We start from the raw sequence: 22100 nt of genomic DNA, 5'->3' as shown, positions 1-22100 counted from the left end.
ACCCCGGTCCATTGGGGGCTTGCCGACTTTTTCTGCCCGCACCCGCACCCTCGCCACGCCCGGAAGGAGAAACCCATGGGACAGCGTACCCCCCTGTTCGACCTGCACCTCGCCCTTGGCGCGAAGATGGTCGATTTTGGTGGCTGGGACATGCCGTTGCATTATGGATCGCAGGTTGAGGAGCACCATCAGGTGCGTCGCGACTGTGGGGTCTTTGATGTCTCGCACATGAATGTGATCGACGTGGTCGGTCGTCAGGCCAATGCCTGGCTGCGTTACTTGCTGGCCAATGATGTCGACCGGCTTACTACACCGGGCCGGGCGCTCTACAGCGCCATGCTGGATGAGGCGGGCGGAATCATCGACGACATGATCGTCTACCTGACCGCTGAAGGTTATCGTCTGGTGGTCAACGCCGCGAACGGTTTCAAGGATCTTGCCTGGATGAAGTCGCAACTGGGCGACTTCGATGTGCAACTGAACGAGCGCAGCGAGATGGCGATTCTGGCCATCCAGGGGCCACGCTCCCGGGCACGGATTGCCGAGCTGGTTTCCAGTTCGCGCGCCAGGCTGATCACCGAGCTCAAACCGTTCGAAGGTCGGGACGATGCCGACTGGTTCATCGCACGTACTGGCTATACCGGCGAAGACGGCCTGGAAATCATGCTGCCTGCCGAACAGGCGCCGAGCTTTTTCAATGAGCTGGTCGGCGCGGGTATTTCCCCCATCGGCCTGGGTGCTCGTGACACGTTGCGCCTTGAAGCGGGCATGAACCTGTATGGTCAGGACATCGGCGAGGGCGTTTCACCGCTGGTGTCGAACATTGCCTGGAGCATTGCCTGGGAGCCTGCCGACCGTGACTTCATAGGCCGCAAGGCTCTGGAGCGCGAACGAGCCGAAGGGGTCGCCTTCAAACTGGTCGGTCTGGTGCTCGAAGAGCGCGGCGTGTTGCGGGCTCAGCAGGTGGTAAGAATCGCAGAAATTGGCGAAGGTGAGATCACCAGTGGTAGTTTCTCTCCTACGTTGAGCAAATCCATTGCGCTGGCGCGTGTTCCGATGGCGACTGCCGACCGGGCCGAGGTGGAAATCCGCGGCAAGTGGTATCCGGTGCGGGTGGTGCAGCCCGCGTTCGTGCGACATGGCAAAGCCCTGATCTAACCTATGGCGGGTTTTCCGCTGACCCGATCGATGTTGAGGATGACTAAATGAGCAATATTCCCGCCGAGCTGCGTTTCGCCGAAAGTCATGAATGGGCGCGTCTTGAGGCCGATGGCACCGTGACTGTCGGCATCTCGGACCACGCACAGGAAGCGCTGGGCGATGTGGTTTTCGTTGAACTGCCGGAAATCGGCAAGGTGTTCGCCGCAGGTGATGCTGCCGGTGTTGTCGAGTCGGTCAAGGCTGCCTCGGACATCTACTCGCCAGTGGCGGGCGAAGTGGTCGAAGTCAACGAAGCACTGGGTGATTCGCCGGAGTCGCTCAACAGCGAGCCTTACAGCGCCTGGATCTTCAAGTTGAAGCCGACTGACGCTGACGCTGATCTGGCTAAACTGCTGGACTCCGCAGGTTACAAAAGCGCCATCGGCGAGTAATCACCGGGCGAAAAAAATGCCGCTCATCGAGCGGCATTTTTTATGCCTGACACTTACTGACTTTCAGCAACCAGGTTCTTGTCCAGGATTGCGTTGGCCAGTTCCATGTCGGTTGCTTTCAAGCCAGGATTGTCTTTACGCACCTGCTGGATAGCTGCTTCCAGAAACGGACCACGAATGTCGCCGTTGCTGGCGACATAGCTGCCGGCATCATCCTGAGCGGCAACGATCAGCTTGTGATCCTTGAAGGTGAGGTAAGTCGAGCCGGTGGTAGCGCCCGAGGACAGCACGTTACGCCAGAAGGTGTCAGCCATCGCTGAACCCATCGGGATGGAAAGCAAGGCTACGGTGGCGACAGCAAACTTGAGACGCATGGTGAGATACTCCGACTGTGGTTGTTCTGAGGGGTTGGATAGCCAAAGCCATGAACTAGTTCAATCAATGTGAACTAAGTGGTTCACTTTAGCTGGCGGGCTGCGGCAATACCGCCTTCTACGTGTCTAGCGCTGCTCGCTCTGTGGCGTAACCCGCAGCACTTCTTCCAGTGTAGTCAGCCCGGCCGAGACTTTCTGGGCGCCGGACAGGCGCAAGCTGCGCATGCCCTCCTTGAACGCCTGGCGCCGCATGGCATTGAGGTCGAGGTCTGCGGAGATCAAGGCTTTGATGTTGTCCGACATGACCATGATCTCGTAGACCCCGGCCCGGCCCCGATAACCGGTATCACGGCATTCCACACAGCCTACCGCCTGATGAGCGCCGGGCGGTACGGGGGCTTGCCACGGACGGGTGAGGGTTTGCCAGTCGGTTTCGTTCAGGTTGATTGGTGCCTTGCAGTGCGGACACAGGGTGCGCACCAGACGCTGGGCCATGACGCCGAGGATGGTGGCTTTGAGCAGGTAATGCGGCACGCCCAACTCCAGCATCCGGCTGATTGCGCTGGGTGCATCGTTGGTGTGCAGCGTCGAAAGCACCAAGTGGCCGGTCAATGCGGCCTGGATCGCCATTTCGGCTGTCTCCAGGTCGCGAATCTCGCCGATCATGATGATATCCGGGTCCTGTCGCATCAATGCGCGCACGCCTGCCGCAAAGCTCAGCTCGATATTGTGCTGCACCTGCATCTGGTTGAAGGCAGGCTCGACCATTTCGATCGGGTCCTCGATGGTGCAGAGGTTGACCTCCGAGGTCGCCAGCTTCTTGAGGGTGGTGTACAGCGTAGTGGTCTTGCCCGAACCGGTCGGGCCGGTGACCAGAATGATGCCGTTGGGCTGGCGGGTCATTTCCTGCCAGCGCCGCAAATCATCGCTGGAAAAACCCAGTTGATCGAAATCCTTGAGTAGCACCTCAGGATCGAAAATCCGCATCACCATCTTCTCGCCGAACGCCGTCGGCAAGGTCGACAAGCGTAATTCCACTTCGCGGTTTTCAGGGGTAGTGGTCTTGACGCGGCCGTCCTGCGGCTTGCGCTTTTCAGCGACGTTCATCCGCCCCAGGCTTTTCAGGCGGCTGACAATCGCCATGATGACCTGCGCCGGAAACTGATAGACGTTGTGCAGCACGCCATCGATGCGGAAGCGCACAGTGCCCTGTTCGCGACGCGGCTCGATGTGAATGTCGCTGGCACGTTGCTGGAACGCGTACTGGAACAGCCAATCGACGATATTGACGATGTGCGCGTCGTTGGCGTCGGGTTCCTGATCGCTGGCGCCGAGCTTGAGCAACTGTTCGAAGTTGCCCATGTTGCTCATTTTCTGTTCAGACGCGTTGGCACCGCTGACCGACTTCGCCAACCGGAAAAACTCCATCGCCATGCGCTGGATGTCTGTCGGGTTGGCGACGACGCGTTTTACCTGAAGCTTGAGCACGTGGGCGAGGTCGGCTTCCCACGAGCTGACGTAAGGCTGGGCGCTGGCGATGGTGACCGATTCGCGATCCACCGCCACGGCGAGAATCTTGTGGCGCTGGGCGAAGGCGTAGGACATCAATGGCGTGACCGCCGCTACATTGATCTTCAGCGGGTCGATGCGCATGTAGGGCTGGTCACAGGCCTTCGCCAGCCAAGCGGTGAGGGTTTCCAGGTCGAGTTTTTTGCCAGGCCGTTTCAGGTCGTCGAACTGCAACGACGCAAGAAATTCGAGAGGGTGCAGCTGAATGTTCACCGCACTGCGGCGCTGGATGAGCGCCGTTTCCGAGTCGTCCTGACCGAGAAAGCCTGCGGCGACCAGATCACGCAGCACATCGTTCAGATCGAGCCAGCGATCCTGTGAAGAGGGGGCCAGGGCTGCCATGGGCGCTCCTTGAGACTATTGATCAACAGACGATGAGCAAGAGTAGTCGCCCAGCGTGGCAGCGTTGCGCCTTCTGTGCGACCGGGAATTACTGTAGCAGCTAAATTGATTCAGCCGGGAGGGGGAGGTGTCGCTCGATTGCTGCCATGCCTCTCGTTCCCACGCGCTGCGCTCATCGTTATACACAAGTACGCTTTTGCTTCTGGCCGCAGGGCGTAGGATCGCCGCCCCGTCGCTCCTACGCCTTGCGGACAGAAGCCTGAAAGGCCCGTTTTCCAGGTTCTTCAGGGCTTATGTATAACGTCGAGCGCGGAGCGTGGGCACCATAATCGTCGTGGTTTGAAGGCTGTTACAAACGCAACAAGGTCTTCCACGCGCGGCTCTGGAACACGGTGATCGCTTGCTGAACGCGGGCGTCGAGGACTTCGTCGCTGATGTCCAGATGCGCCAGCTCTTCCAGTTTGCGCAGTTCGCCGTACAGGCGATCCAGCTCCGGCAGGTCCAGCGCGCCACGTGCCCAGTGCAGCCAGGCCTGGATGCGCTCGATGCGTGGCAGTTGCTCGGCAAGGTCTTCCGGCTGCTGCTGATAGCGGCTCAGTTGCAGGGAGGTCGCTTCTTCACCCAGCAGGCGAGGCAGCCAGCTGCTCAACAGCGCAGCGCCCTGGCGGTTACCGCGCGTGTTGCGCTCGGCCGTCCAGCTGCGTGCCAGCAACCAGCGTGAGGTGTTCAGCGAGAACTCGCCCCAGCGGGTGTCCTGCAACTCTTCAAGAAACTGCTCGTGAGCCGCGCCACGAACATCACCATCTTCCTGACCGGCCTGAACCAGCGGGCGCCAGTCTTCCAGCAGGGCATCCAATGCGGTACGCAGTTGCGCCGACGAACTGCGCGGTGCGGCCTGACCGAGACTGCTGGTCAGCGCGCGCAGCTCAGCGAGCATTTCGACCCAGTCCTGCAGCAGTCGCCAGTGGCCATTGAAACGGTATTGCTCGGCCAGACGCTGGCTGCTGCCCAGCAGATGCCAGGCCAGCGCCGAGTAGGCGTCGTCCAGCGGCGTTTCTGCGTTCAGGGTGGGTGCAGGCAGGCTCAGGGAGTAGCTGCTGGCGTCGAGCAGGCGATAGCCGCGCTCGGCCTTGCTGATGTCGCACGGCATCAATGGCAACGTTGCAGCCAGCTCGGCCGCCAGTTCCAGCAGGGCGGCAGGATCACCTTCGCGCAGCTCCAGTTCCAGCTCGCAGATTTCTTCCTTCTGCTTGCCCGCTACGACCTGGCCCAGGTCCAGCGCGGCCTCGATCACGACCTTGGTCTTGCCGCGACCCCAGGCGATTTCGGCTTTTTCACGCACAAAATCAGTGGTGAACAGCGGCTTGATGGTTTTCTTGTCCAGCCCGGCCAGTTGTTCGGGCCAGCAATCGCCTTCGAGCTTCTTCAGGTCCAGCTTGGCCTTGGTCAGGTCCCAGTTGTATTCATTGCGCTCGGACAGCCCAGCCACGCTTTGCCCGCGTGTCTTCATGGTCTGGATGATCTGATCACCGTCGCGACGAATGCGCAGCGCGACCTTGGCATGTGCCAGCTCGCGCTCCGGGGTATCGAAATACTGGTTCGACAGTTCCAGGCGCTCCCAGCCACTTTTGTTGCGCTTCTTGAGCAACGGATGTTCGCGCAGTGCAGCGAGGGTCTCGCGGCTGACGCGGAGTTTGATTTCTGTTTCTTTTTGCATGGCCGGGGGAATCCAAACGCTGATGCTGATAACGGGAGCGCAGCCCATGGCTGAACGGCTGCTGAGGGCGGCAGTGTACAGGACATGACCCGAAACGGTTTATTCCTGGGTTGCTATGGCCCTATGATGAGCCCTGTTTTGTCTTGATTACAGGAAACGTCCATGCCGTTGCCGTCCATGAAAGACCAGTTTGCAGCCTTGATCGCTGCGCCATCGGTGAGCTGTACTCAGCCTTCTCTGGACCAGACCAATCGGCCTGTCATCGACCTGCTGGCCGGGTGGCTTGGCGATCTGGGTTTTGCCTGCGACATTCAGCAGGTTTCGCCCGGCAAGTTCAACCTGCTGGCGACTTTCGGCACCGGCCCCGGCGGCTTGGTGCTGGCGGGGCACAGCGATACCGTGCCGTTCGACGAAGCGCTGTGGAAAACCGACCCGCTGAAACTGACCGAAGTCGATGGCCGCTGGGTCGGGCTGGGCAGCTGCGACATGAAGGGCTTCTTTGCACTGGTCATCGAGGCGGTGCGCGGTCTGCTCGACCAGCCGTTCAAGCAGCCGCTGCTGATCCTTGCGACCTGCGATGAAGAAAGTTCGATGGCCGGCGCCCGTGCGCTGGCAGAGGCTGGCCGCCCGCTGGGCCGTGCGGCGGTGATCGGCGAGCCGACCGGGCTCAAGCCGATCCGCATGCACAAGGGCGTGATGATGGAGCGCATCCATATTCTCGGGCGCAGCGGCCACTCGTCAGATCCCAGCCTCGGGCACAGCGCTCTGGAAGCCATGCACGACGCGATCAGCGAGCTCAAGGGCCTGCGCAAAGAGTGGCAGGCCGAATACCGCAACCCGCAATTCAGCGTGCCGCAACCGACCCTCAACCTGGGCTGCATTCATGGCGGCGACAATCCGAACCGCATCTGCGGCCAGTGCTCGCTGGAGTTCGACCTGCGCCCGCTGCCGGGTATGGATCCGGACGTGCTGCGTGCCGCCATCCGGCAAAAGCTGCAACCGCTCGCCGAGTTGCATCAGGTGCAGATCGACTACGCTCCACTGTTTCCCGAGTGCGCGCCGTTCGAACAGGTGGCCGATGCAGAGCTGGTCCGTGTAGCTGAACGACTGACCGGTCATACCGCCGCCGCAGTAGCGTTCGGCACCGAAGCGCCTTATCTTCAGCGCCTTGGTTGTGAAACACTGGTGCTCGGCCCGGGTGATATTGCCTGCGCGCATCAGCCGGGGGAATACCTCGAAATGTCACGTCTGGACCCTACAGTGCGTCTGTTACGCCAGCTGATCGAACATTATTGCCTGACGCCTCAGTGAGTCAGGTTCCACATAGGTTGAACAAAAGGAGACTGCGCGTGTTGCCAAGCCTGTTCCGACGATAACCACCACACCGTTGTGCGTGCTTTTTCTTTTCGTCCATTTTATCTACAGGCTCTTGTTGTCATGCCCGAATACGTCAACTGGCTTCGCCACGCGTCCCCTTACATCAATGCCCACCGCGATTGCACCTTCGTCGTCATGCTGCCCGGCGATGGCGTAGAGCATCCCAATTTCGGCAATATCGTCCACGATCTGGTGTTGCTGCACAGCCTGGGCGTGCGCCTGGTGCTGGTACACGGCTCGCGCCCACAGATCGAAAGCCGTCTGGCCCAGCGCGGGATTACCCCGCGTTACCACCGTGACCTGCGGATCACCGACACCGAAACCCTGGAATGCGTGATCGATGCCGTCGGCCAGTTGCGCATCTCTATTGAAGCGCGCCTGTCGATGGACATGGCCGCTTCGCCAATGCAGGGCTCACGCCTGCGGGTGACCAGTGGCAACGTGGTCACTGCACGGCCTATCGGCGTACTGGAAGGCGTCGATTATCAGCACACCGGCGAAGTCCGTCGGGTCGACCGCAAGGGCATCAACCGCCTGCTGGATGAGCGTCATATCGTGCTGCTGTCGCCGCTGGGCTATTCGCCGACCGGCGAGATTTTCAATCTGGCCTGCGAAGACGTCGCTACCCGTGCGGCCATTGATCTGGCCGCCGATAAATTGCTGCTGTTCGGCGCTGAAACCGGGTTGCTGGACGAGCAGGGCCGGCTGGTGCGCGAGCTGCGTCCACAGCAGGTGCCTGCGCACTTGCAGCGTCTGGGTGGCAACTATCAGGCGGAATTGCTGGATGCGGCAGCCGAAGCCTGTCGCGGTGGCGTGGCGCGCAGCCATATCGTCAGCTATGCCGAGAACGGCGCGCTGCTGACCGAGCTGTTTACCCGCGACGGTGGCGGTACGCTGGTGGCGCAGGAGCAGTTCGAACTGGTCCGTGAAGCGGCTATCGAGGACGTCGGTGGTTTGATGGACCTGATCACACCGCTGGAAGAGCAGGGCATCCTGGTACGCCGCTCCCGCGAAGTGCTGGAGCGCGAGATTACCCAGTTCAGCGTGGTTGAGCGGGAAGGCTTGATCATTGCCTGTGCGGCGCTGTATCCGATTGCCGATTCAGAGGCGGGCGAGCTGGCGTGTCTGGCGGTCAACCCCGAGTACCGTCACGGCGGTCGTGGTGACGAGTTGCTGGAGCGCATCGAAAGCCGTGCCCGCGCGCTGGGTCTCAAAACCCTGTTCGTCCTCACCACTCGCACCGCTCACTGGTTCCGCGAGCGCGGTTTCGAGCCGAGCAGCGTCGACCGCCTGCCGAGTGCGCGTGCGTCGTTGTACAACTTCCAGAGAAATTCGAAGATCTTCGAAAAGGCGATTTAAGCTCAAGCGCCGACGCGGAGCGTCCAGAAAGGCGTGCCCACGCGGAGCGGTGGAACGATAGGTGTTCTCCAGACCACCTATAGTTCCTCGCGCCCCGGCTCATACACCGATCGTTCCTCACTCAGCGTGGGAATGCAGTTCGTGACGCTCTGCGTCACATCCTGATCAGTTACTGATCGACAGAATACTGGCCTGATACGACCCGACAAACGTGTCGAAATCCACCACTTCTTCCGTTGCTTCCAGCTCGGCCTGTTCCTCGATGGAGGTTTTGGCCAGGGCTTCGAAGTGTGCCTGTTCTTCGGCGCTCAGCGGGTGGGTGCGGAAGTATTCGGCGTGGACCTGGCTCTGGCGCAGGGAGAACGCGGTAAAGCCCTCGTTATGCGCTTTCATGCTCGCCAGGACCTGAGCTGACGGTGTCAGGGCTGTGTCGTCGATCTTGGCTTGTTGCACGGCAATCGACTTGATGTGCTCGTCGATGCCCTGCGCCTGATCGAGCAGCCTGGCAATCGGGGTGATTTTCTCAAGCAGCTCAGTGGCCCAGGCCTTGAGCTCGACCGGGCTGTTATCGCGCATCAGGTTCAGGCCCGGACGGCGGCCTTCCTTGACCACGGCCAGGAAGTTCGAACTGGCATTCGAGCATTCGTGGCCAGCCAGTTGCGGGCTTTCTTCAAGCGCGCAATACAGTACAAACGCGTCGATGAAGCGCGACTGCTCCAGGCTGATACCGGTAGGCAGGAACGGGTTGATGTCCAGGCAGCGTACTTCAACGTACTGCACGCCACGCGCCACCAGCGCCTGAATAGGGCGTTCGCCGCTATAGGTCACGCGCTTCGGGCGGATATTGGAGTAGTACTCGTTTTCAATCTGCAACACATTGGTGTTGAGCTGAATCCATTCGCCGTTCCGGTCATGAGTGCCGACGTCGACGTAAGGCTGATAAGGCGTGGCCACGGCTTTGCGCAGGCTGTCGGTGTAACTGACCAGATCGTTGTAGCACGGCGTCAGGTCGGCCTGGGCATCGCTCTGATAACCCAGATCGCTCATGCGCAGGCTGGTGGCGTAGGGCAGATACAACGTGTCGGCGTCGAAATGTTGCTCCAGTTGATGCTCGCGGCCGCGCAGAAAACCCGCGTCCAGAGCCGGTGAAGCGCCGAACAGGTACATCAGCAGCCAGCTGTAACGGCGGAAATTACGGATCAGCGCAATATAGGAGTGCGACTGGTACTCACGCGCGTCGCCAGCAAAGTCTTCGGTCCCCTTGAGCAACGCCCAGGCGTCTTCCGGCAGCGAGAAATTGTAGTGAATACCGGCAATACATTGCATGGTCTTGCCGTAACGCAGTGCCAGACCCTTGCGATACACGTACTTGAGCTTGCCGATGTTCGACGTGCCGTAATACGCGATCGGGATGTGCTCTTCGTCGGGCAGCGGGCAGGGCATCGACGGGCTCCACAGCAACTCGTTGTCCAGCTTGCTGTAGGCGAAGCGATGGATCTTGTCGAGGCTGTCGAGGGTTTCGGCCGGGTTCTTCAGCGCTGGCGTAATGAACTCCAGCAGCGATTCGGAATAATCGGTGGTGACCTGGCCGTTGGTCAGTGCGGCACCCAGAGCTTGTGGATGAGGCGTGCAGGCCAGTTCTGCCGTTGCAGTGACGCGCAGACACTCTCGCTCTATACCGTGCAGGCATTGCTCCAGCAAAGAGAGGTTGTTGCGCTCGCCGAGCAGGGCAAGACGGCGGTTTAAAAGTTCGCTCAAGGTGTAATCCTTCACGCATCGGTCGCCCCGATATGGGGGTGGACTTGACGGTCTACAAGGGTGAAGAAAGGAACTGGCGTGGTCGCCTGGTTGGATCTGTAACGCCCGTTCACAATCGCTGCTCTTCGTCGTACCTCCCAAATGGACTCGGCACCACGCTAATGGTGCCGAAATTAACTCAAATGATGTCGATAGGGCTAGGTTCTGTTCAAAGCGATTGCGTTTATCAGCCTTTATAGACGTTTAGAGAACTGCAAATGTGCCCTGGGCTTTTGCAACGAGCTTGTCGCCCTGGACGACTTCCGCCTCGACGACCAGCGTTCTGCGGCCCGCATGCAGCACCTTGGCGATGCACACAACCTCGCCCTCGGACACCCCACGCACGTAGTTGATCTTGCACTCGATGGTCACGCTGCGCTGGTCGAAACCGTGGGAGCTGGAACAGGCCAGCCCCATGGCGATATCGACCAGGCTGAAGATTGCCCCGCCGTGCATCACGTTGCCGCGATTGCGCAGGTGCGCTTCCAGCGGCAATGCGACCTCGGCCACGCCTTCGTCCAGACGCCGCAGCTCGCAGCCAAGCATCTTGAAATAGGCGCTGTGGGTCAGATCTTCCGGGATGTCCATCAGCGCTTCTTCAGTTGTTTGGCGTTGGCAAACAGCGAAGCCATGGCGTTGTTGGCCGGGGCGGGTGCGCTGGTTTCCTTGCGCGGTGCGCTGCTCTGCTGGCGCTGCGAAGAGCCTGGGCGTGCGCCGCGAGCACCGTCGATTTTCTCGCCAGGCGTGTCGCTCATGCGCATCGACAGGCCGACGCGTTTGCGTGGGATGTCGACTTCCATGACCTTCACTTTCACCACGTCACCGGCCTTGACCGCTTCACGCGGGTCCTTGATGAACTTCTCGGACAGCGCCGAGATGTGCACCAGACCGTCCTGGTGCACGCCGATGTCGACGAACGCACCGAAGTTGGTGACGTTGGTGACGACGCCTTCGAGGATCATGCCCAGTTGCAGATCCTTCAGGTCTTCGACGCCGTCCTGGAACTCGGCGGTCTTGAACTCCGGACGCGGGTCACGCCCCGGTTTTTCCAGTTCTTGCAGAATGTCGGTCACGGTCGGCAGACCAAAGGTCTCGTCGGTGAATTTCTTAGGGTCCAGACGCTTGAGAAAGCTGGCGTCGCCGATCAGCGAGCGGATATCGCGGTCGGTTTCAGCCGCAATCCGCTGCACCAGCGGGTAGGCTTCCGGGTGAACAGCCGAGGAGTCCAGCGGGTTGTCGCCATTCATGACGCGCAGAAAGCCTGCGGCCTGCTCGAAGGTTTTTTCGCCCAGACGGCTGACTTTCTTCAGTGAAGCGCGGGTCTTGAACGCACCGTTTTCATCACGATGCGCCACGATGTTCTGCGCCAGCGTGGTGTTGAGGCCGGAAATCCGTGCCAGCAGGGCAACCGAAGCGGTATTCACGTCCACGCCCACGGCGTTCACACAGTCTTCAACCACAGCGTCCAGACCGCGAGCCAGTTTCAATTGCGAAACGTCATGCTGGTACTGACCGACACCAATGGATTTCGGATCGATTTTCACCAGCTCGGCCAGCGGATCCTGTAAGCGACGGGCAATCGATACCGCGCCACGGATCGACACGTCCAGCTCTGGAAACTCCTTGGCAGCCAGCTCCGACGCCGAGTAAACCGATGCACCGGCTTCGGACACCATGACTTTGGTCATTTTCAGGCCCGGGTATTTTTTGATCAGATCTGCGGCCAGTTTGTCGGTTTCACGGCTGGCAGTACCGTTGCCGATGGCGATCAGGTCGACCGCATGCTTGGCACACAGGGCCGCCAGCACGGCGATGGTCTGGTCCCACTGATTCTTCGGCACATGCGGATAGACCGTGGCGTAGTCGAGCAGCTTGCCGGTGGCATCCACTACGGCGACCTTGCAGCCAGTACGCAGGCCAGGGTCGAGGCCCAGCGTGGCGCGCTGGCCGGCCGGGGCAGCGAGCAGCAGGTCGTGCAGGTTGTGGGCAAACACGTTGATCGCTTCGGTTTCCGCGCCTTCACGCAGTTCACCCAGCAGATCGGTTTCCAGATGGCTGTACAGCTTGACCTTCCAGGTCCAGCGCACCACTTCGGCCAGCCACTTGTCAGCCGGGCGGCTTTGGTTCTGGATACCGAAGCGTTCGCCAATCATCAGCTCGCATGGGTGCATGGCGCCCGGCAGTTCTTCGCCGACTTTCAGCGCGCTGCTGAGAAAGCCTTCATTGCGGCCGCGGAAAATCGCCAGGGCGCGGTGCGATGGCATGCTCTTGAGCGGCTCGTCGTGTTCGAAATAGTCGCGGAACTTGGCGCCTTCTTCTTCCTTGCCCGGCACCACGCGTGCGCTGATCACCGCTTCCTGCTTGAGGAAGCTGCGCAGCTTGTCGAGCAGGGCAGCGTCTTCGGCGAAGCGCTCCATCAGAATGTACTTGGCACCTTCCAGCGCGGCTTTCACGTCGGCCACGCCTTTTTCGGCGTCGACAAAGCGTGCCGCTTCGGTTTCCGGGTTCAGGCCCGGGTCGTTGAACAGGCCGTCGGCCAGCTCGCCGAGGCCTGCCTCAAGGGCGATCTGACCCTTGGTGCGGCGTTTCTGCTTATAAGGAAGGTACAAGTCTTCAAGACGGGTCTTGGTGTCGGCCAGCTTGATATCGCGAGCGAGTTCCGGGGTCAGCTTGCCTTGCTCTTCGATGCTGGCAAGGATGCTGACGCGCCGGTCGTCCAGTTCGCGCAGATAGCGCAGGCGTTCTTCCAGATGGCGCAGTTGCGTGTCATCAAGGCTGCCGGTCACTTCCTTGCGATAACGGGAAATGAAGGGCACGGTCGAGCCTTCATCCAGTAGTGCTACGGCCGCGGCGACCTGTTGTGGGCGTACACCGAGTTCTTCGGCGATGCGGCTGTTGATGCTGTCCATAAGACCACCTGGAGTTGTGAGCAAAAAACTGGGCTGTATACGAATTGCCTTGCCTGACGTTCGTCCGGCAGTGTTTATCTTCAATGCTGGCGGACTGCTGCAAGTCCGGCGTTGCCTGACTTTGAGGGCGGCGCATTATACCCGGCGAAGAAGGATTAGGGGATTGGCCGACAAACGTGGTCTTTTTTCAGCGCAAATGCATGCGCAAGTGTCGCCCCCAGTAAAATCTGCTAACAATGCACACGGTGCGCATCACCGCAGCTAAGCCATAATGCGCCCCGAGATCAGAGGAGCATCCGATGAGCAGCACCGCACAAAATGCTGAAGGCGAAAAAATCCTGATTGTCGATGATGATCCGGGGTTAAGCAGTCTCCTTGAACGTTTTTTCACCAGCAAGGGCTACCGTGCCCGCGCTGTGGCGAACGTGGAGCAAATGGACCGATTGCTGGCCCGTGAGGTGTTCAACCTTGTGGTGCTGGACTTGATGCTGCCGGGGGAAGACGGTCTTTCCGCTTGCCGCCGGCTGCGTGCCGCGAACAATCAGGTGCCCATCATCATGCTGACCGCCAAGGGCGATGAGCTGAGCCGTATCAAGGGGCTCGAACTGGGTGCCGACGACTACCTGGCCAAACCGTTCAACCCGGACGAGTTGATGGCTCGGGTCAAGGCTGTATTGCGTCGTCAGGCTGCGCCTGTACCCGGTGCGCCCGGCAGTGAAGACGAGTCGGTGAGCTTCGGCGATTACGTGTTGTCCCTGGCGACCCGCGAGCTTAAACGTGGCGAAGAAGTCCACATGCTCACCACAGGCGAGTTTGCGGTGCTCAAGGCGCTGGTGATGCACGCTCGCGAGCCGTTGACCCGAGACAAACTGATGAATCTGGCCCGTGGCCGGGAGTGGGATGCTCTGGAGCGCTCCATCGACGTGCAGATTTCCCGTCTGCGTCGTCTGATCGAGCCGGACCCGTCCAAGCCCCGTTACATCCAGACTGTCTGGGGTGTGGGTTATGTATTCGTTCCAGATGGCGCCGGAAATCGCTGACAACGCGTTGTCAGCACTGAAATCCGTCATTCCTGCCAGTTACGTCGATAACCTTCCAACAGGTTATCGACGTTCTGGTTTTTTGCGTTCGTCCATCGGGTCTCGCCCGCGTTCGGCAAACCTGCGAGCCTGGCTCGCCTTGCAAAGTGTATGGCTGCTGTTATGAAGACTCCGCTCTGGTTTCCGCAAAGCTTTTTCTCCCGCACGCTCTGGCTGGTGCTTATCGTCGTGCTGTTTTCCAAGGCCCTGACCCTGGTCTACCTGCTGATGAACGAAGACGTGCTGGTCGACAGGCAGTACAGCCATGGCGTCGCGCTCACCCTGCGCGCTTACTGGGCAGCCGATGAAAACGATCGCGACGCGATTGCCGAGGCGGCCGGTCTGATTCGTGTCGTGGGCGGTGGCGTGCCGGAAGGGGAGCAGCACTGGCCATACAGCGAGATTTATCAGCGCCAGATGCAGGCCGAGCTGGGCGCCGACACCGAGGTTCGTCTGCGCGTGCATGCGCCGCCCGCGCTGTGGGTGCGAGCGCCCAGCCTTGGGGATGGCTGGCTGAAAGTACCGCTTTATCCGCACCCCTTGCGCGGTCAGAAGATCTGGAGCGTGCTGGGCTGGTTCCTGGCGATTGGTTTGCTGTCTACCGCGTCCGCCTGGATTTTCGTCCGTCAGCTGAATCAGCCACTCAAACGCCTGGTCTTCGCCGCTCGGCAACTGGGTCAGGGGCGCAGCGTGCGTTTGCCGGTCAGTGATACGCCCAGCGAGATGACCGAGGTCTATCGAGCCTTCAATCAGATGGCCGAGGATGTCGAGCAGGCCGGGCAGGAGCGCGAGCTGATGCTGGCGGGGGTCTCGCATGATCTGCGAACGCCATTGACTCGTTTGCGTCTGTCGCTGGAACTGATGAACGACAACGAGTTTTCCGAAGGCATGGTGCGCGACATCGAGGACATGGACGCTATTCTTGATCAGTTCCTGGCGTTCATACGCGATGGTCGCGACGAAGAGATTGAGGAAGTCGATCTGGGCGATCTGGTGCGCGATGTCGTTGCACCGTTCAACAATGATGAAGACAGCATCCGATTGTGTCTCGAGCCGATTCCGCCTTTCCCGCTGCGTAGAGTATCGATGAAGCGCTTGTTGACCAATCTGATAGGCAACGCGCGGCATCATGCGGGCAACGGCATCGAAGTGGCGGCTTACGTGTCGGGCGACAGAAACGCGCCTTACGTCGTGCTCAGCGTGCTGGACCGAGGGGCAGGTATCGACCCTTCGGAGCTGGACACGATCTTCAACCCGTTCATCCGCGGCGACCGGGCTCGCAGCGGCAAGGGCACCGGGCTTGGGCTGGCCATCGTCAAGCGCATTGCTGCGATGCACGGTGGCAATGTCGAGCTGAGAAACAGATCAGGGGGTGGGCTTGAGGCGCGGGTACGTCTGCCGTTAGGGCTGATGCTGCCGAGGGATGCGACTTGAAGGCGGGTTTGACCAGAATATAAAGCGCCGTGCATCAGCCAGTAAGAGATTCCGACAGGTCGGAAAACACTCATGGCCTTGCACGGCAACTTGCCTGACCCGGCCCTTTACGGAGGTACTCCCTGTACCCCTAGGTCACGCCGATCTTATCGGTCAACGCATCCCGGCCCCATGGTCATGTGCAAACCTTCCTCAGGCTGCACAGATCAGGAAGGTAGCGGCTCGCAGAGCCGACACCTTCCCTGCTGGATCAATACCAGTTCGGGTCTTTGCGCAATTGCTCTTGCAGCAGACCCTTCATGCCCTCGTCAGGCTCACCCAGATAGCGGTAAGTCGCGTGACGGGTAGGTGACTTATCTGCGGGAAGACCTGCAGGCACTTCAACCAGCATGGCGTAGGCGTCTTCCTTGTCGAGGCTGACAGCCACGATCAGACGCTTGCTCTTGCACGTATCGGCGGTTTCGCAAAGCGGTCCCACCAGATACTTGTCACCGTCCTCGGTGACCGCCGTCATTTGCTGCTCGGAGGCACCGGACAGGTTGAGAACCCAATCCGGCAACCGCTCTTCCTTCTTGACGACTTTCGTCCAGGTAGTGCGGTACTCAGGGGACGAACTCAGAAGCTCATTGACCCTGGACTGCCCATCGTTGGCAGCCGTGGCCATGGCACTGCCGCCCAACAGCAGGGCGGCGGCCAGTGTGCGAAATGACGTGTGCATCTTTAGCCTCGACCGCGACGACCGAAGAAGAACGACACAACGAACATCACCAGGAAGACGACGAACAGGATCTTGGCGATACCAGTAGCCGTACCAGCGATACCGCCAAAGCCCAGTACTGCAGCGATGATGGCGATGATCAGAAACGTGATAGCCCAACTCAACATGGTGATACTCCTTTAATGCCGTTTTATTTAATGATCTAAGGGTGCTGCTTTTTTTCTAGTCGGGTCAGAAAACCCATTTTTGCTGCGGCGCGGCTTCATCCACAGAGACGATGCCATCGACAGGGCGAAGGCTCGACGATGCTTCTTTGACCACTGGCGAGCTAACGCTGCGGTAAGAAACATTGCTGCTGTGAAAGAATTGCTGACTGGCTTGAGCTGCCTGGCTGGTTTGATCCCAGCGCTGGTATTGTTGAATGGCGATCAGGGTGACCAACAGGGCCAGCAGCAGGAAAAGACCTTGCTGGATGTGCAGGGGAGAAATACGCAATTGTGCAACTCGCTGGATGTTCATCTGCAAACTCCCCTGACCCGTAGTCGTACGATCTTGTGGGTCGCCATATACCGACCTCGTTGCAGGAGATATTGCAGACTGCATGCCAAGTTTTTACACGATATTAAAGCCAATAAAATCAACAGGTTATAAAGTTTTACAGGCGGGTCCTACCAGCAAGCTGCACGATTACACATTTGTAATCGTGCGTTCTGCACGAGGCCTCATGCGCTGAATGCCGTCAGGTTCAGCCTGCGCTACGTGCCATGACCTTCAGAGCATCGCCGTTTACGCCTTTGACACCGCGGATGTTTTTCGCAATTTCAACCGCCAGTTCCTTCTCGGCAAAGTTGGCGACCACGCCGTTCAGGCTGACCACTCCCGCCTTGGTATCCACCTTGATATTCAAACCGTCCAGAGTCCGGCTGTAGATCAGGCTCGCCTTCACCTTGCTGGTGATCCATGCGTCACTCATCTCTTCAGTGGGTGTCAGCGACTGCGGCTGAGCCTTGGAGGCTATGGAGTCGGCTGCGCTCAGGCTGATCAGGTTGTTGACGCTGACCACGCCATCGGTATTGCTGGCAAGGCTTCCCGCAAGCTCCTTGGCTTCAGGGCTTTGCGCACGGCCCTTGAGGGTGATGACGCCGTCCTTGCTGTCGACATCGATATTCAAACCTTCGGTGACACTGCTCCACAGCAGTTTGGATTTCACCGTTGCGACCAGCGTGGCGTCGTCGAAGCGTTGAGCCATGTCGGTTCGAGTGCCGGCGTCGCTGGCGACCGAGGCATCGACCTGTAACTGGTTATCGACTTTTTCAATGCCTTTGACGTCCAGCGCAATGCGCTCCGCCAGTTCGCGATCGACTTCACTTTCGACCTTACCCTTCAGGATGGCTGTGCCTTGCTCGACATCCACATCGATCTTGAAAGGGCTCAGATGCTTGTTCAGTGCGAAGGCAGTCCAGATCGACCCTTCCTGCCGCGCTTCGGCGAGTTGAGTGGGCAGGTCAGGCTGGGCGAGCACGGGGCCGCTGCCAAGCATTGCGGCGGCGGCAGTGATCAGAGCGATCTTTTTCATTGAAAACATGTGGGCGTTCCTTTTGGAGTGAATTTCGTCTCCGGGCAGACGGTTTAAGCGGCATAAACACGGGCTAATCGGGCTATTCGGCATTAAACGAACAGATAGCTACCACGAATGCCGCAGAATCAATCAGAATTGACCATGCAACTTGCCCGATGATTCCGAGACTAACTGAGACAATTCATTAAGGAGCGTAGGAAAAATGGAAGCAGCCACTGAGAATCAGGGCCGTATTCTCCTTGTGGACGACGAGTCCGCCATCCTCCGCACCTTCCGGTACTGCTTGGAAGACGAAGGCTACAGTGTCGCCACTGCCAACAGCGCAGCGCAGGCCGACACGCTTATGCAGCGTCAGGTGTTTGATCTGTGCTTCCTGGACCTGCGTCTGGGTGAGGACAATGGCCTTGATGTGCTGGCGCAGATGCGCATTCAGGCGCCGTGGATGCGCGTGGTCATCGTGACCGCGCATTCGGCCGTCGACACCGCCGTCGATGCCATTCAGGCTGGCGCAGCCGACTATCTGGTAAAACCGTGCAGCCCTGATCAACTGCGCCTGGCTACCGCCAAGCAACTGGAAGTGCGACAGCTTTCGGCGCGTCTGGAAGCGCTGGAAGGCGAGGTGCGTAAACCCAAGGACGGTCTGGATTCCCACAGTCCATCGATGATGGCCATTCTGGAAACCGCCCGTCAGGTTGCGGTGACCGATGCCAACATCCTCATTCTGGGTGAGTCCGGTACAGGTAAAGGTGAGCTGGCCCGCGCGATTCACGGCTGGAGCAAGCGCGCCAAGAAGTCCTGCGTCACGATCAACTGCCCGTCGCTCACCGCCGAATTGATGGAAAGCGAACTGTTCGGTCACAGCCGCGGAGCGTTTACCGGCGCCAGTGAAAGCACGCTGGGCCGGGTCAATCAGGCGGATGGCGGCACGCTGTTCCTCGACGAGATCGGCGATTTCCCGTTAACGTTGCAGCCCAAGCTGCTGCGCTTCATTCAGGACAAGGAGTACGAGCGCGTTGGTGACCCGGTCACCCGCCGTGCCGATGTTCGCATTCTGGCGGCAACCAACCTCAATCTGGAGGACATGGTGCGCAGTGGGCGTTTCCGCGAGGATTTGCTGTACCGTCTGAACGTCATCACCCTGCATCTGCCGGCCCTGCGTGAGCGCAGCGAAGACATTCTGACCCTGGCGGATCGTTTTCTGGCGCGTTTCGTCAAGGACTATGCCCGTCCAGCGCGCGGTTTCAGCGACGAAGCGCGTGCGGCGCTGCTCAACTACCGTTGGCCCGGCAATATCCGCGAACTGCGTAACGTTATCGAGCGCGCGAGCATCATTTGCCCGCAAGAGCGTGTGGAGGTCAGCCACCTGGGCATGGCGGAGCAACCGGTGAACAACGCGCCGCGTGTAGGTGCAGCGTTGAGTCTGGACGAGCTGGAAAAAGCCCACATCGGCGCGGTGCTCGCTACCAGTGAAACACTTGATCAGGCCGCGAAAACACTGGGTATCGACGCTTCTACTCTTTACCGCAAACGTAAACAGTACAACCTGTGAATGACCTCAAATGAAACTGGCCATGAAGTTGCGCACCCGCCTTTTTCTGAGTATTTCGGCCCTGATCACGGTCGCTTTGCTCGGCCTGCTGCTGGGGCTCGTCAGTGTCATGCAGATGGCCCGGACTCAGGAGTCGCTGATTCAGCACAACTTTGCCATTCTGGATCTGGGTTTGAAGCTGCGCCAGAACCTCGGCGATCAATTGGTACTGATGACAGGCGCCCAGCGTGATGAGCCTGAACTGGAAAAAATCCAGCGTCAGTTTGAAGAGCTGCTGGAACAGGGCTCGATGCAGGACACCCAGCAGGAAGTGCGCAGCGGTTTCGAGAAGACCAAGGGTGATTACCAGGGCTTCATGAAGGCTTGGAAGCTTTATGGTAATGACCCGCGGGGCATACGCGGCACGCCGCAGTTGAGCGAGAGCTTCGACACTCTGCGTAACGGGCTGTTGAGTGTGCATCGCACTGCCCTCGAAAACATTAGCAATGCCGAGATCAATTCTCGGGATCGTGCGCTGTGGATCGCTGGCCTGCTTGGGCTCGTCGGGTTGGCGGTGCTGTGCATCGGCTTTGTGACCGCGCACGGTATTGCCCGACGTTTCGGCGCACCGATCGAGGCGCTGGCCAAGGCGGCCGACCGAATAGGCGAGGGTGATTACGAGGTAATGCTGCCTATTTCCTCGGCTGCCGAGATGAATTTGCTGACCCGGCGCTTCGGCATCATGGCCGAGGCCCTGCGCCAGCATCAGGCGACCAACGTTGACGAGCTGCTGGCCGGGCAGCAGCGTCTGCAAGCGGTTCTCGATAGTATCGACGACGGCCTGTTGATGATTGACCGGCAAGGGCATCTGGAGCACATGAATCCTGTGGCGCAGCGGCAACTCGGTTGGGACGAGAGCCGTCTGGGCCAGAGTCTGGGTGAAGCGCTGGGACGTCCCGAGCTGGATGAGCAACTGCACCTGGTGCTGCGCGGCGGGACCCTGGAGCGTGCGCCGGAAGATCTGGCCATCGAAATAGAGGGCGAGTCTCGCTTGCTGACCTACAGCATGACGCCGGTTAGCCATACCAAGGGGCATATTCTGGGTGCGGTCATGGTGCTGCATGACGTTACCGAGCAGCGAGCGTTCGAACGTGTGCGCAGTGAGTTCGTACTGCGCGCCTCACACGAGCTGCGCACGCCGGTCACCGGTATGCACATGGCGTTCGGCCTGTTGCAGGAGCGGCTGCATTTCGCGCCGGAGTCCCGCGAAGCCGATCTGCTGAATACCGTCACCGAAGAGATGCAGCGCTTGATGCAGCTCATCAATGACCTGCTGAATTTCTCTCGTTACCAGAACGGCCTGCAAAAACTCAAACTGGCCCCGTGCTCTATCGAGACTCTGCTGGAAGAGGCCAAGGCCCGATTCGAAGATCAAGCTCTGGAACAGGACATTGTGTTGATGCTGGATGTGCCGGAGCCCATGCCGCGTCTGCACGCCGACCAGTCGCAACTCGAGCGGGTACTCGACAACCTGCTGGACAACGCCTTGCGTCATACACCGCCGAAGGGACTGATCCGCTTGCAGGCGCGGCGTCACGGCGAGCGCGCGATTATCAGTGTCGAGGATAACGGCGAGGGTATCGCCTACGGCCAGCAAGGGCGCATCTTCGAGCCTTTCGTGCAGGTCGGTCGCAAAAAAGGCGGCGCCGGGCTCGGGCTGGCGCTGTGCAAGGAGATTGTCCAGTTGCACGGCGGGCGTATGGGCGTTTACTCAAGGCCGGGGCAGGGCACGCAGTTTTATATGGCGTTGCCGCTTTGAGGGCTTGATTGCCAAGCCCTCATCAGATGATTGAGCGCCCGGCTCCAAGCCGATCAATTCGAGTGATTAAGCACCTGCAAAATGGCCGCGCTTTGGGCGTCGGGTTCGCCGTCGAAGCGCGCAGGGCGGTAGTGCATCTGGAAGGCTGCCAGTACCTGGCGTGTTGCGACGTCCAGCTCGCCGGTCTGCGGGGTGGTGTAGCCCAGGCGCGCCAGTTGCTGCTGGAACCAGGTGATGCTCGGCAGGTTGACGGCCAGCAGCGCCTGACGCTGGGCAACCTGGCGTTCGTCTGGCCAGATGCCGAGTCCTTCAGCTGCGAGACGCTTCCACGGGAACAGCGGACCCGGGTCCTGCTTGCGCAGCGGCGCAATGTCGCTGTGCCCAATGATGTGTTTGGGGTCGATCCTGTTGCGTTTGACGATGTCCTTGAGCAGTACGGTGATCGACTTGACCTGTGCCTCGGTGTACGGATACCACAGGCGACCGGTCGGCGTGTCCTTGAAGCCTGGATTGACGATTTCAATGCCGATGGAGCTGGAGTTAAGCCATGTGCGGCCTTCCCATTCGCTTTCACCCGCGTGCCAGGCTCGGGCACTTTCATCGACCAGTTTGTAGATCGTGGCCTGGGGGTCATCCCCGATCAGGTAATGACTGCTGACCTCGCCATGGGTCAACAACTGGAGGGAGCGTTCCAGTGAAGTCGAGGTGTAGTGCATCACGACGTACTGAATCCGACCGTCGAAATTCACGGACGGATGGCTGGTATCCAGCTTCGGACCGCTTGAGCAGGCCGTCAGGACAAGTAACAGGAAGGCAGAGAAATACAGCTTCATTGGATTGGCAGCGTCCGCAGGGAATGCAACATCATAACAAAACGGCGGCGAATAGCTTCAGGCTGAAACATTTG

At 59.7% G+C, this 22100-nt stretch carries 19 protein-coding genes; 8 read left to right on the top strand and 11 right to left on the bottom strand.

All coding sequences use genetic code 11. The features are described 5' to 3' along the window. Nucleotides 1-75 precede the first annotated feature (75 nt). Together gcvT and gcvH are read left to right on the top strand one after the other, a co-directional pair. Nucleotides 76-1158 carry a glycine cleavage system aminomethyltransferase GcvT gene (gene gcvT / locus N018_RS23990; protein WP_024645100.1) on the top strand — a complete coding sequence of 361 codons (1083 nt, stop codon included), beginning with the start codon at nucleotides 76-78 and terminating at the stop codon, nucleotides 1156-1158. Nucleotides 1159-1205: 47 nt separating this feature from the next. After that, a complete protein-coding gene (gcvH, locus tag N018_RS23985) occupies nucleotides 1206-1592 on the top strand; it encodes a glycine cleavage system protein GcvH (protein WP_024645101.1) in 387 nt (128 codons plus the stop codon). Nucleotides 1593-1645: 53 nt separating this feature from the next. On the opposite strand, the gene N018_RS23980 is transcribed toward gcvH, so the two are convergent. The 3 genes from N018_RS23980 to N018_RS23970 form a co-directional block, all read right to left on the bottom strand. After that, nucleotides 1646-1966, bottom strand: coding sequence for a DUF2388 domain-containing protein (locus N018_RS23980; RefSeq protein WP_024645102.1), 321 nt, complete (start codon nucleotides 1964-1966; stop codon nucleotides 1646-1648). A gap of 126 nt (nucleotides 1967-2092) precedes the next feature. Then, nucleotides 2093-3877: a GspE/PulE family protein gene (locus tag N018_RS23975; RefSeq protein WP_024645103.1), complete on the bottom strand. Its 1785-nt coding sequence runs from the start codon at nucleotides 3875-3877 to the stop codon at nucleotides 2093-2095. Between the two features lie 349 nt (nucleotides 3878-4226). After that, nucleotides 4227-5594, bottom strand: a complete 1368-nt coding sequence (locus N018_RS23970; protein ID WP_024645104.1) for a CYTH domain-containing protein — start codon at nucleotides 5592-5594, stop codon at nucleotides 4227-4229. 162 nt (nucleotides 5595-5756) lie between these two features. Here N018_RS23970 and argE point away from each other — a divergent pair, with 162 nt between their 5' ends. Together argE and argA are read left to right on the top strand one after the other, a co-directional pair. After that, complete coding sequence (argE, locus tag N018_RS23965) at nucleotides 5757-6905, top strand: acetylornithine deacetylase (RefSeq protein ID WP_024645105.1); 1149 nt, start codon at nucleotides 5757-5759, stop codon at nucleotides 6903-6905. Between the two features lie 126 nt (nucleotides 6906-7031). Beyond that, nucleotides 7032-8330, top strand: a complete 1299-nt coding sequence (gene argA, locus N018_RS23960) for an amino-acid N-acetyltransferase (protein ID WP_025390916.1) — start codon at nucleotides 7032-7034, stop codon at nucleotides 8328-8330. 165 nt (nucleotides 8331-8495) lie between these two features. Here the strand turns inward: argA and gshA are convergent, their stop codons facing one another. The 3 genes from gshA to N018_RS23945 all read right to left on the bottom strand — a co-directional run bounded on the left by gshA (nucleotide 8496) and on the right by N018_RS23945 (nucleotide 13036). After that, nucleotides 8496-10088, bottom strand: coding sequence for a glutamate--cysteine ligase (gene gshA, locus N018_RS23955; protein WP_025390915.1), 1593 nt, complete (start codon nucleotides 10086-10088; stop codon nucleotides 8496-8498). A 243-nt stretch (nucleotides 10089-10331) separates the two neighbouring features. Then, on the bottom strand, nucleotides 10332-10715 hold the full coding sequence (locus N018_RS23950; protein ID WP_024645108.1) for a PaaI family thioesterase: 384 nt from the start codon (nucleotides 10713-10715) through the stop codon (nucleotides 10332-10334). After that, the gene (locus N018_RS23945) at nucleotides 10715-13036 is read right to left on the bottom strand and encodes a Tex family protein (protein ID WP_025390914.1); all 2322 of its coding nucleotides are present in this window, start codon (nucleotides 13034-13036) and stop codon (nucleotides 10715-10717) included. The genes N018_RS23950 and N018_RS23945 overlap by 1 nt, the downstream gene beginning before the upstream one ends. A 299-nt stretch (nucleotides 13037-13335) precedes the next feature. Here N018_RS23945 and ompR point away from each other — a divergent pair, with 299 nt between their 5' ends. Beyond that, nucleotides 13336-14076, top strand: a complete 741-nt coding sequence (ompR, locus tag N018_RS23940; RefSeq protein ID WP_005887962.1) for an osmolarity response regulator transcription factor OmpR — start codon at nucleotides 13336-13338, stop codon at nucleotides 14074-14076. Nucleotides 14077-14238: 162 nt separating this feature from the next. Continuing rightward, a complete protein-coding gene (locus N018_RS23935; RefSeq protein ID WP_024645110.1) occupies nucleotides 14239-15549 on the top strand; it encodes an ATP-binding protein in 1311 nt (436 codons plus the stop codon). A gap of 250 nt (nucleotides 15550-15799) precedes the next feature. Here the strand turns inward: N018_RS23935 and N018_RS23930 are convergent, their stop codons facing one another. The 4 genes from N018_RS23930 to N018_RS23915 form a co-directional block, all read right to left on the bottom strand. Next, nucleotides 15800-16267 carry an inhibitor of vertebrate lysozyme family protein gene (locus tag N018_RS23930; RefSeq protein ID WP_024645111.1) on the bottom strand — a complete coding sequence of 156 codons (468 nt, stop codon included), beginning with the start codon at nucleotides 16265-16267 and terminating at the stop codon, nucleotides 15800-15802. A 2-nt stretch (nucleotides 16268-16269) separates the two neighbouring features. Beyond that, the gene (locus N018_RS23925; RefSeq protein WP_003380232.1) at nucleotides 16270-16434 is read right to left on the bottom strand and encodes a DUF1328 domain-containing protein; all 165 of its coding nucleotides are present in this window, start codon (nucleotides 16432-16434) and stop codon (nucleotides 16270-16272) included. Nucleotides 16435-16498: 64 nt separating this feature from the next. Beyond that, nucleotides 16499-16786, bottom strand: coding sequence for a hypothetical protein (locus N018_RS23920; protein WP_024645112.1), 288 nt, complete (start codon nucleotides 16784-16786; stop codon nucleotides 16499-16501). Between the two features lie 226 nt (nucleotides 16787-17012). Beyond that, on the bottom strand, nucleotides 17013-17852 hold the full coding sequence (locus N018_RS23915) for a BON domain-containing protein (RefSeq protein WP_024645113.1): 840 nt from the start codon (nucleotides 17850-17852) through the stop codon (nucleotides 17013-17015). A gap of 196 nt (nucleotides 17853-18048) precedes the next feature. On the opposite strand from N018_RS23915, the gene algB reads away from it, so the two are divergent. Together algB and N018_RS23905 are read left to right on the top strand one after the other, a co-directional pair. Then, entirely contained in the window at nucleotides 18049-19395 is a 1347-nt protein-coding gene (gene algB, locus N018_RS23910; protein WP_007248187.1) for a sigma-54-dependent response regulator transcription factor AlgB, read from the top strand. Nucleotides 19396-19405: 10 nt separating this feature from the next. After that, the gene (locus tag N018_RS23905; RefSeq protein ID WP_025390913.1) at nucleotides 19406-21193 is read left to right on the top strand and encodes a KinB sensor domain-containing domain; all 1788 of its coding nucleotides are present in this window, start codon (nucleotides 19406-19408) and stop codon (nucleotides 21191-21193) included. A 53-nt stretch (nucleotides 21194-21246) separates the two neighbouring features. Here the strand turns inward: N018_RS23905 and N018_RS23900 are convergent, their stop codons facing one another. Beyond that, on the bottom strand, nucleotides 21247-22026 hold the full coding sequence (locus tag N018_RS23900) for an N-acetylmuramoyl-L-alanine amidase (protein WP_024645115.1): 780 nt from the start codon (nucleotides 22024-22026) through the stop codon (nucleotides 21247-21249). Nucleotides 22027-22100: the final 74 nt, after the last annotated feature.

This window comes from Pseudomonas syringae CC1557 (genome assembly GCF_000452705.1).
Lineage (GTDB): Bacteria > Pseudomonadota > Gammaproteobacteria > Pseudomonadales > Pseudomonadaceae > Aquipseudomonas > Aquipseudomonas syringae_F.
This window is presented reverse-complemented; position numbering and strand designations above follow the sequence as displayed.

Excerpts from the sequence above, each read along its gene's own strand:
- gcvT (WP_024645100.1), top strand. The coding sequence starts at position 76 with ATGGGACAGCGTACCCCCCTGTTCGACCTGCACCTCGCCCTTGGCGCG.
- gcvH (WP_024645101.1), top strand. The coding sequence starts at position 1,206 with ATGAGCAATATTCCCGCCGAGCTGCGTTTCGCCGAAAGTCATGAATGG.
- N018_RS23980 (WP_024645102.1), bottom strand. The coding sequence starts at position 1,966 with ATGCGTCTCAAGTTTGCTGTCGCCACCGTAGCCTTGCTTTCCATCCCG.
- N018_RS23975 (WP_024645103.1), bottom strand. The coding sequence starts at position 3,877 with ATGGCAGCCCTGGCCCCCTCTTCACAGGATCGCTGGCTCGATCTGAAC.
- N018_RS23970 (WP_024645104.1), bottom strand. The coding sequence starts at position 5,594 with ATGCAAAAAGAAACAGAAATCAAACTCCGCGTCAGCCGCGAGACCCTC.
- argE (WP_024645105.1), top strand. The coding sequence starts at position 5,757 with ATGCCGTTGCCGTCCATGAAAGACCAGTTTGCAGCCTTGATCGCTGCG.
- argA (WP_025390916.1), top strand. The coding sequence starts at position 7,032 with ATGCCCGAATACGTCAACTGGCTTCGCCACGCGTCCCCTTACATCAAT.
- N018_RS23950 (WP_024645108.1), bottom strand. The coding sequence starts at position 10,715 with ATGGACATCCCGGAAGATCTGACCCACAGCGCCTATTTCAAGATGCTT.
- N018_RS23945 (WP_025390914.1), bottom strand. The coding sequence starts at position 13,036 with ATGGACAGCATCAACAGCCGCATCGCCGAAGAACTCGGTGTACGCCCA.
- ompR (WP_005887962.1), top strand. The coding sequence starts at position 13,336 with ATGAGCAGCACCGCACAAAATGCTGAAGGCGAAAAAATCCTGATTGTC.
- N018_RS23935 (WP_024645110.1), top strand. The coding sequence starts at position 14,239 with ATGAAGACTCCGCTCTGGTTTCCGCAAAGCTTTTTCTCCCGCACGCTC.
- N018_RS23930 (WP_024645111.1), bottom strand. The coding sequence starts at position 16,267 with ATGCACACGTCATTTCGCACACTGGCCGCCGCCCTGCTGTTGGGCGGC.
- N018_RS23925 (WP_003380232.1), bottom strand. The coding sequence starts at position 16,434 with ATGTTGAGTTGGGCTATCACGTTTCTGATCATCGCCATCATCGCTGCA.
- N018_RS23920 (WP_024645112.1), bottom strand. The coding sequence starts at position 16,786 with ATGAACATCCAGCGAGTTGCACAATTGCGTATTTCTCCCCTGCACATC.
- N018_RS23915 (WP_024645113.1), bottom strand. The coding sequence starts at position 17,852 with ATGTTTTCAATGAAAAAGATCGCTCTGATCACTGCCGCCGCCGCAATG.
- algB (WP_007248187.1), top strand. The coding sequence starts at position 18,049 with ATGGAAGCAGCCACTGAGAATCAGGGCCGTATTCTCCTTGTGGACGAC.
- N018_RS23905 (WP_025390913.1), top strand. The coding sequence starts at position 19,406 with ATGAAACTGGCCATGAAGTTGCGCACCCGCCTTTTTCTGAGTATTTCG.
- N018_RS23900 (WP_024645115.1), bottom strand. The coding sequence starts at position 22,026 with ATGAAGCTGTATTTCTCTGCCTTCCTGTTACTTGTCCTGACGGCCTGC.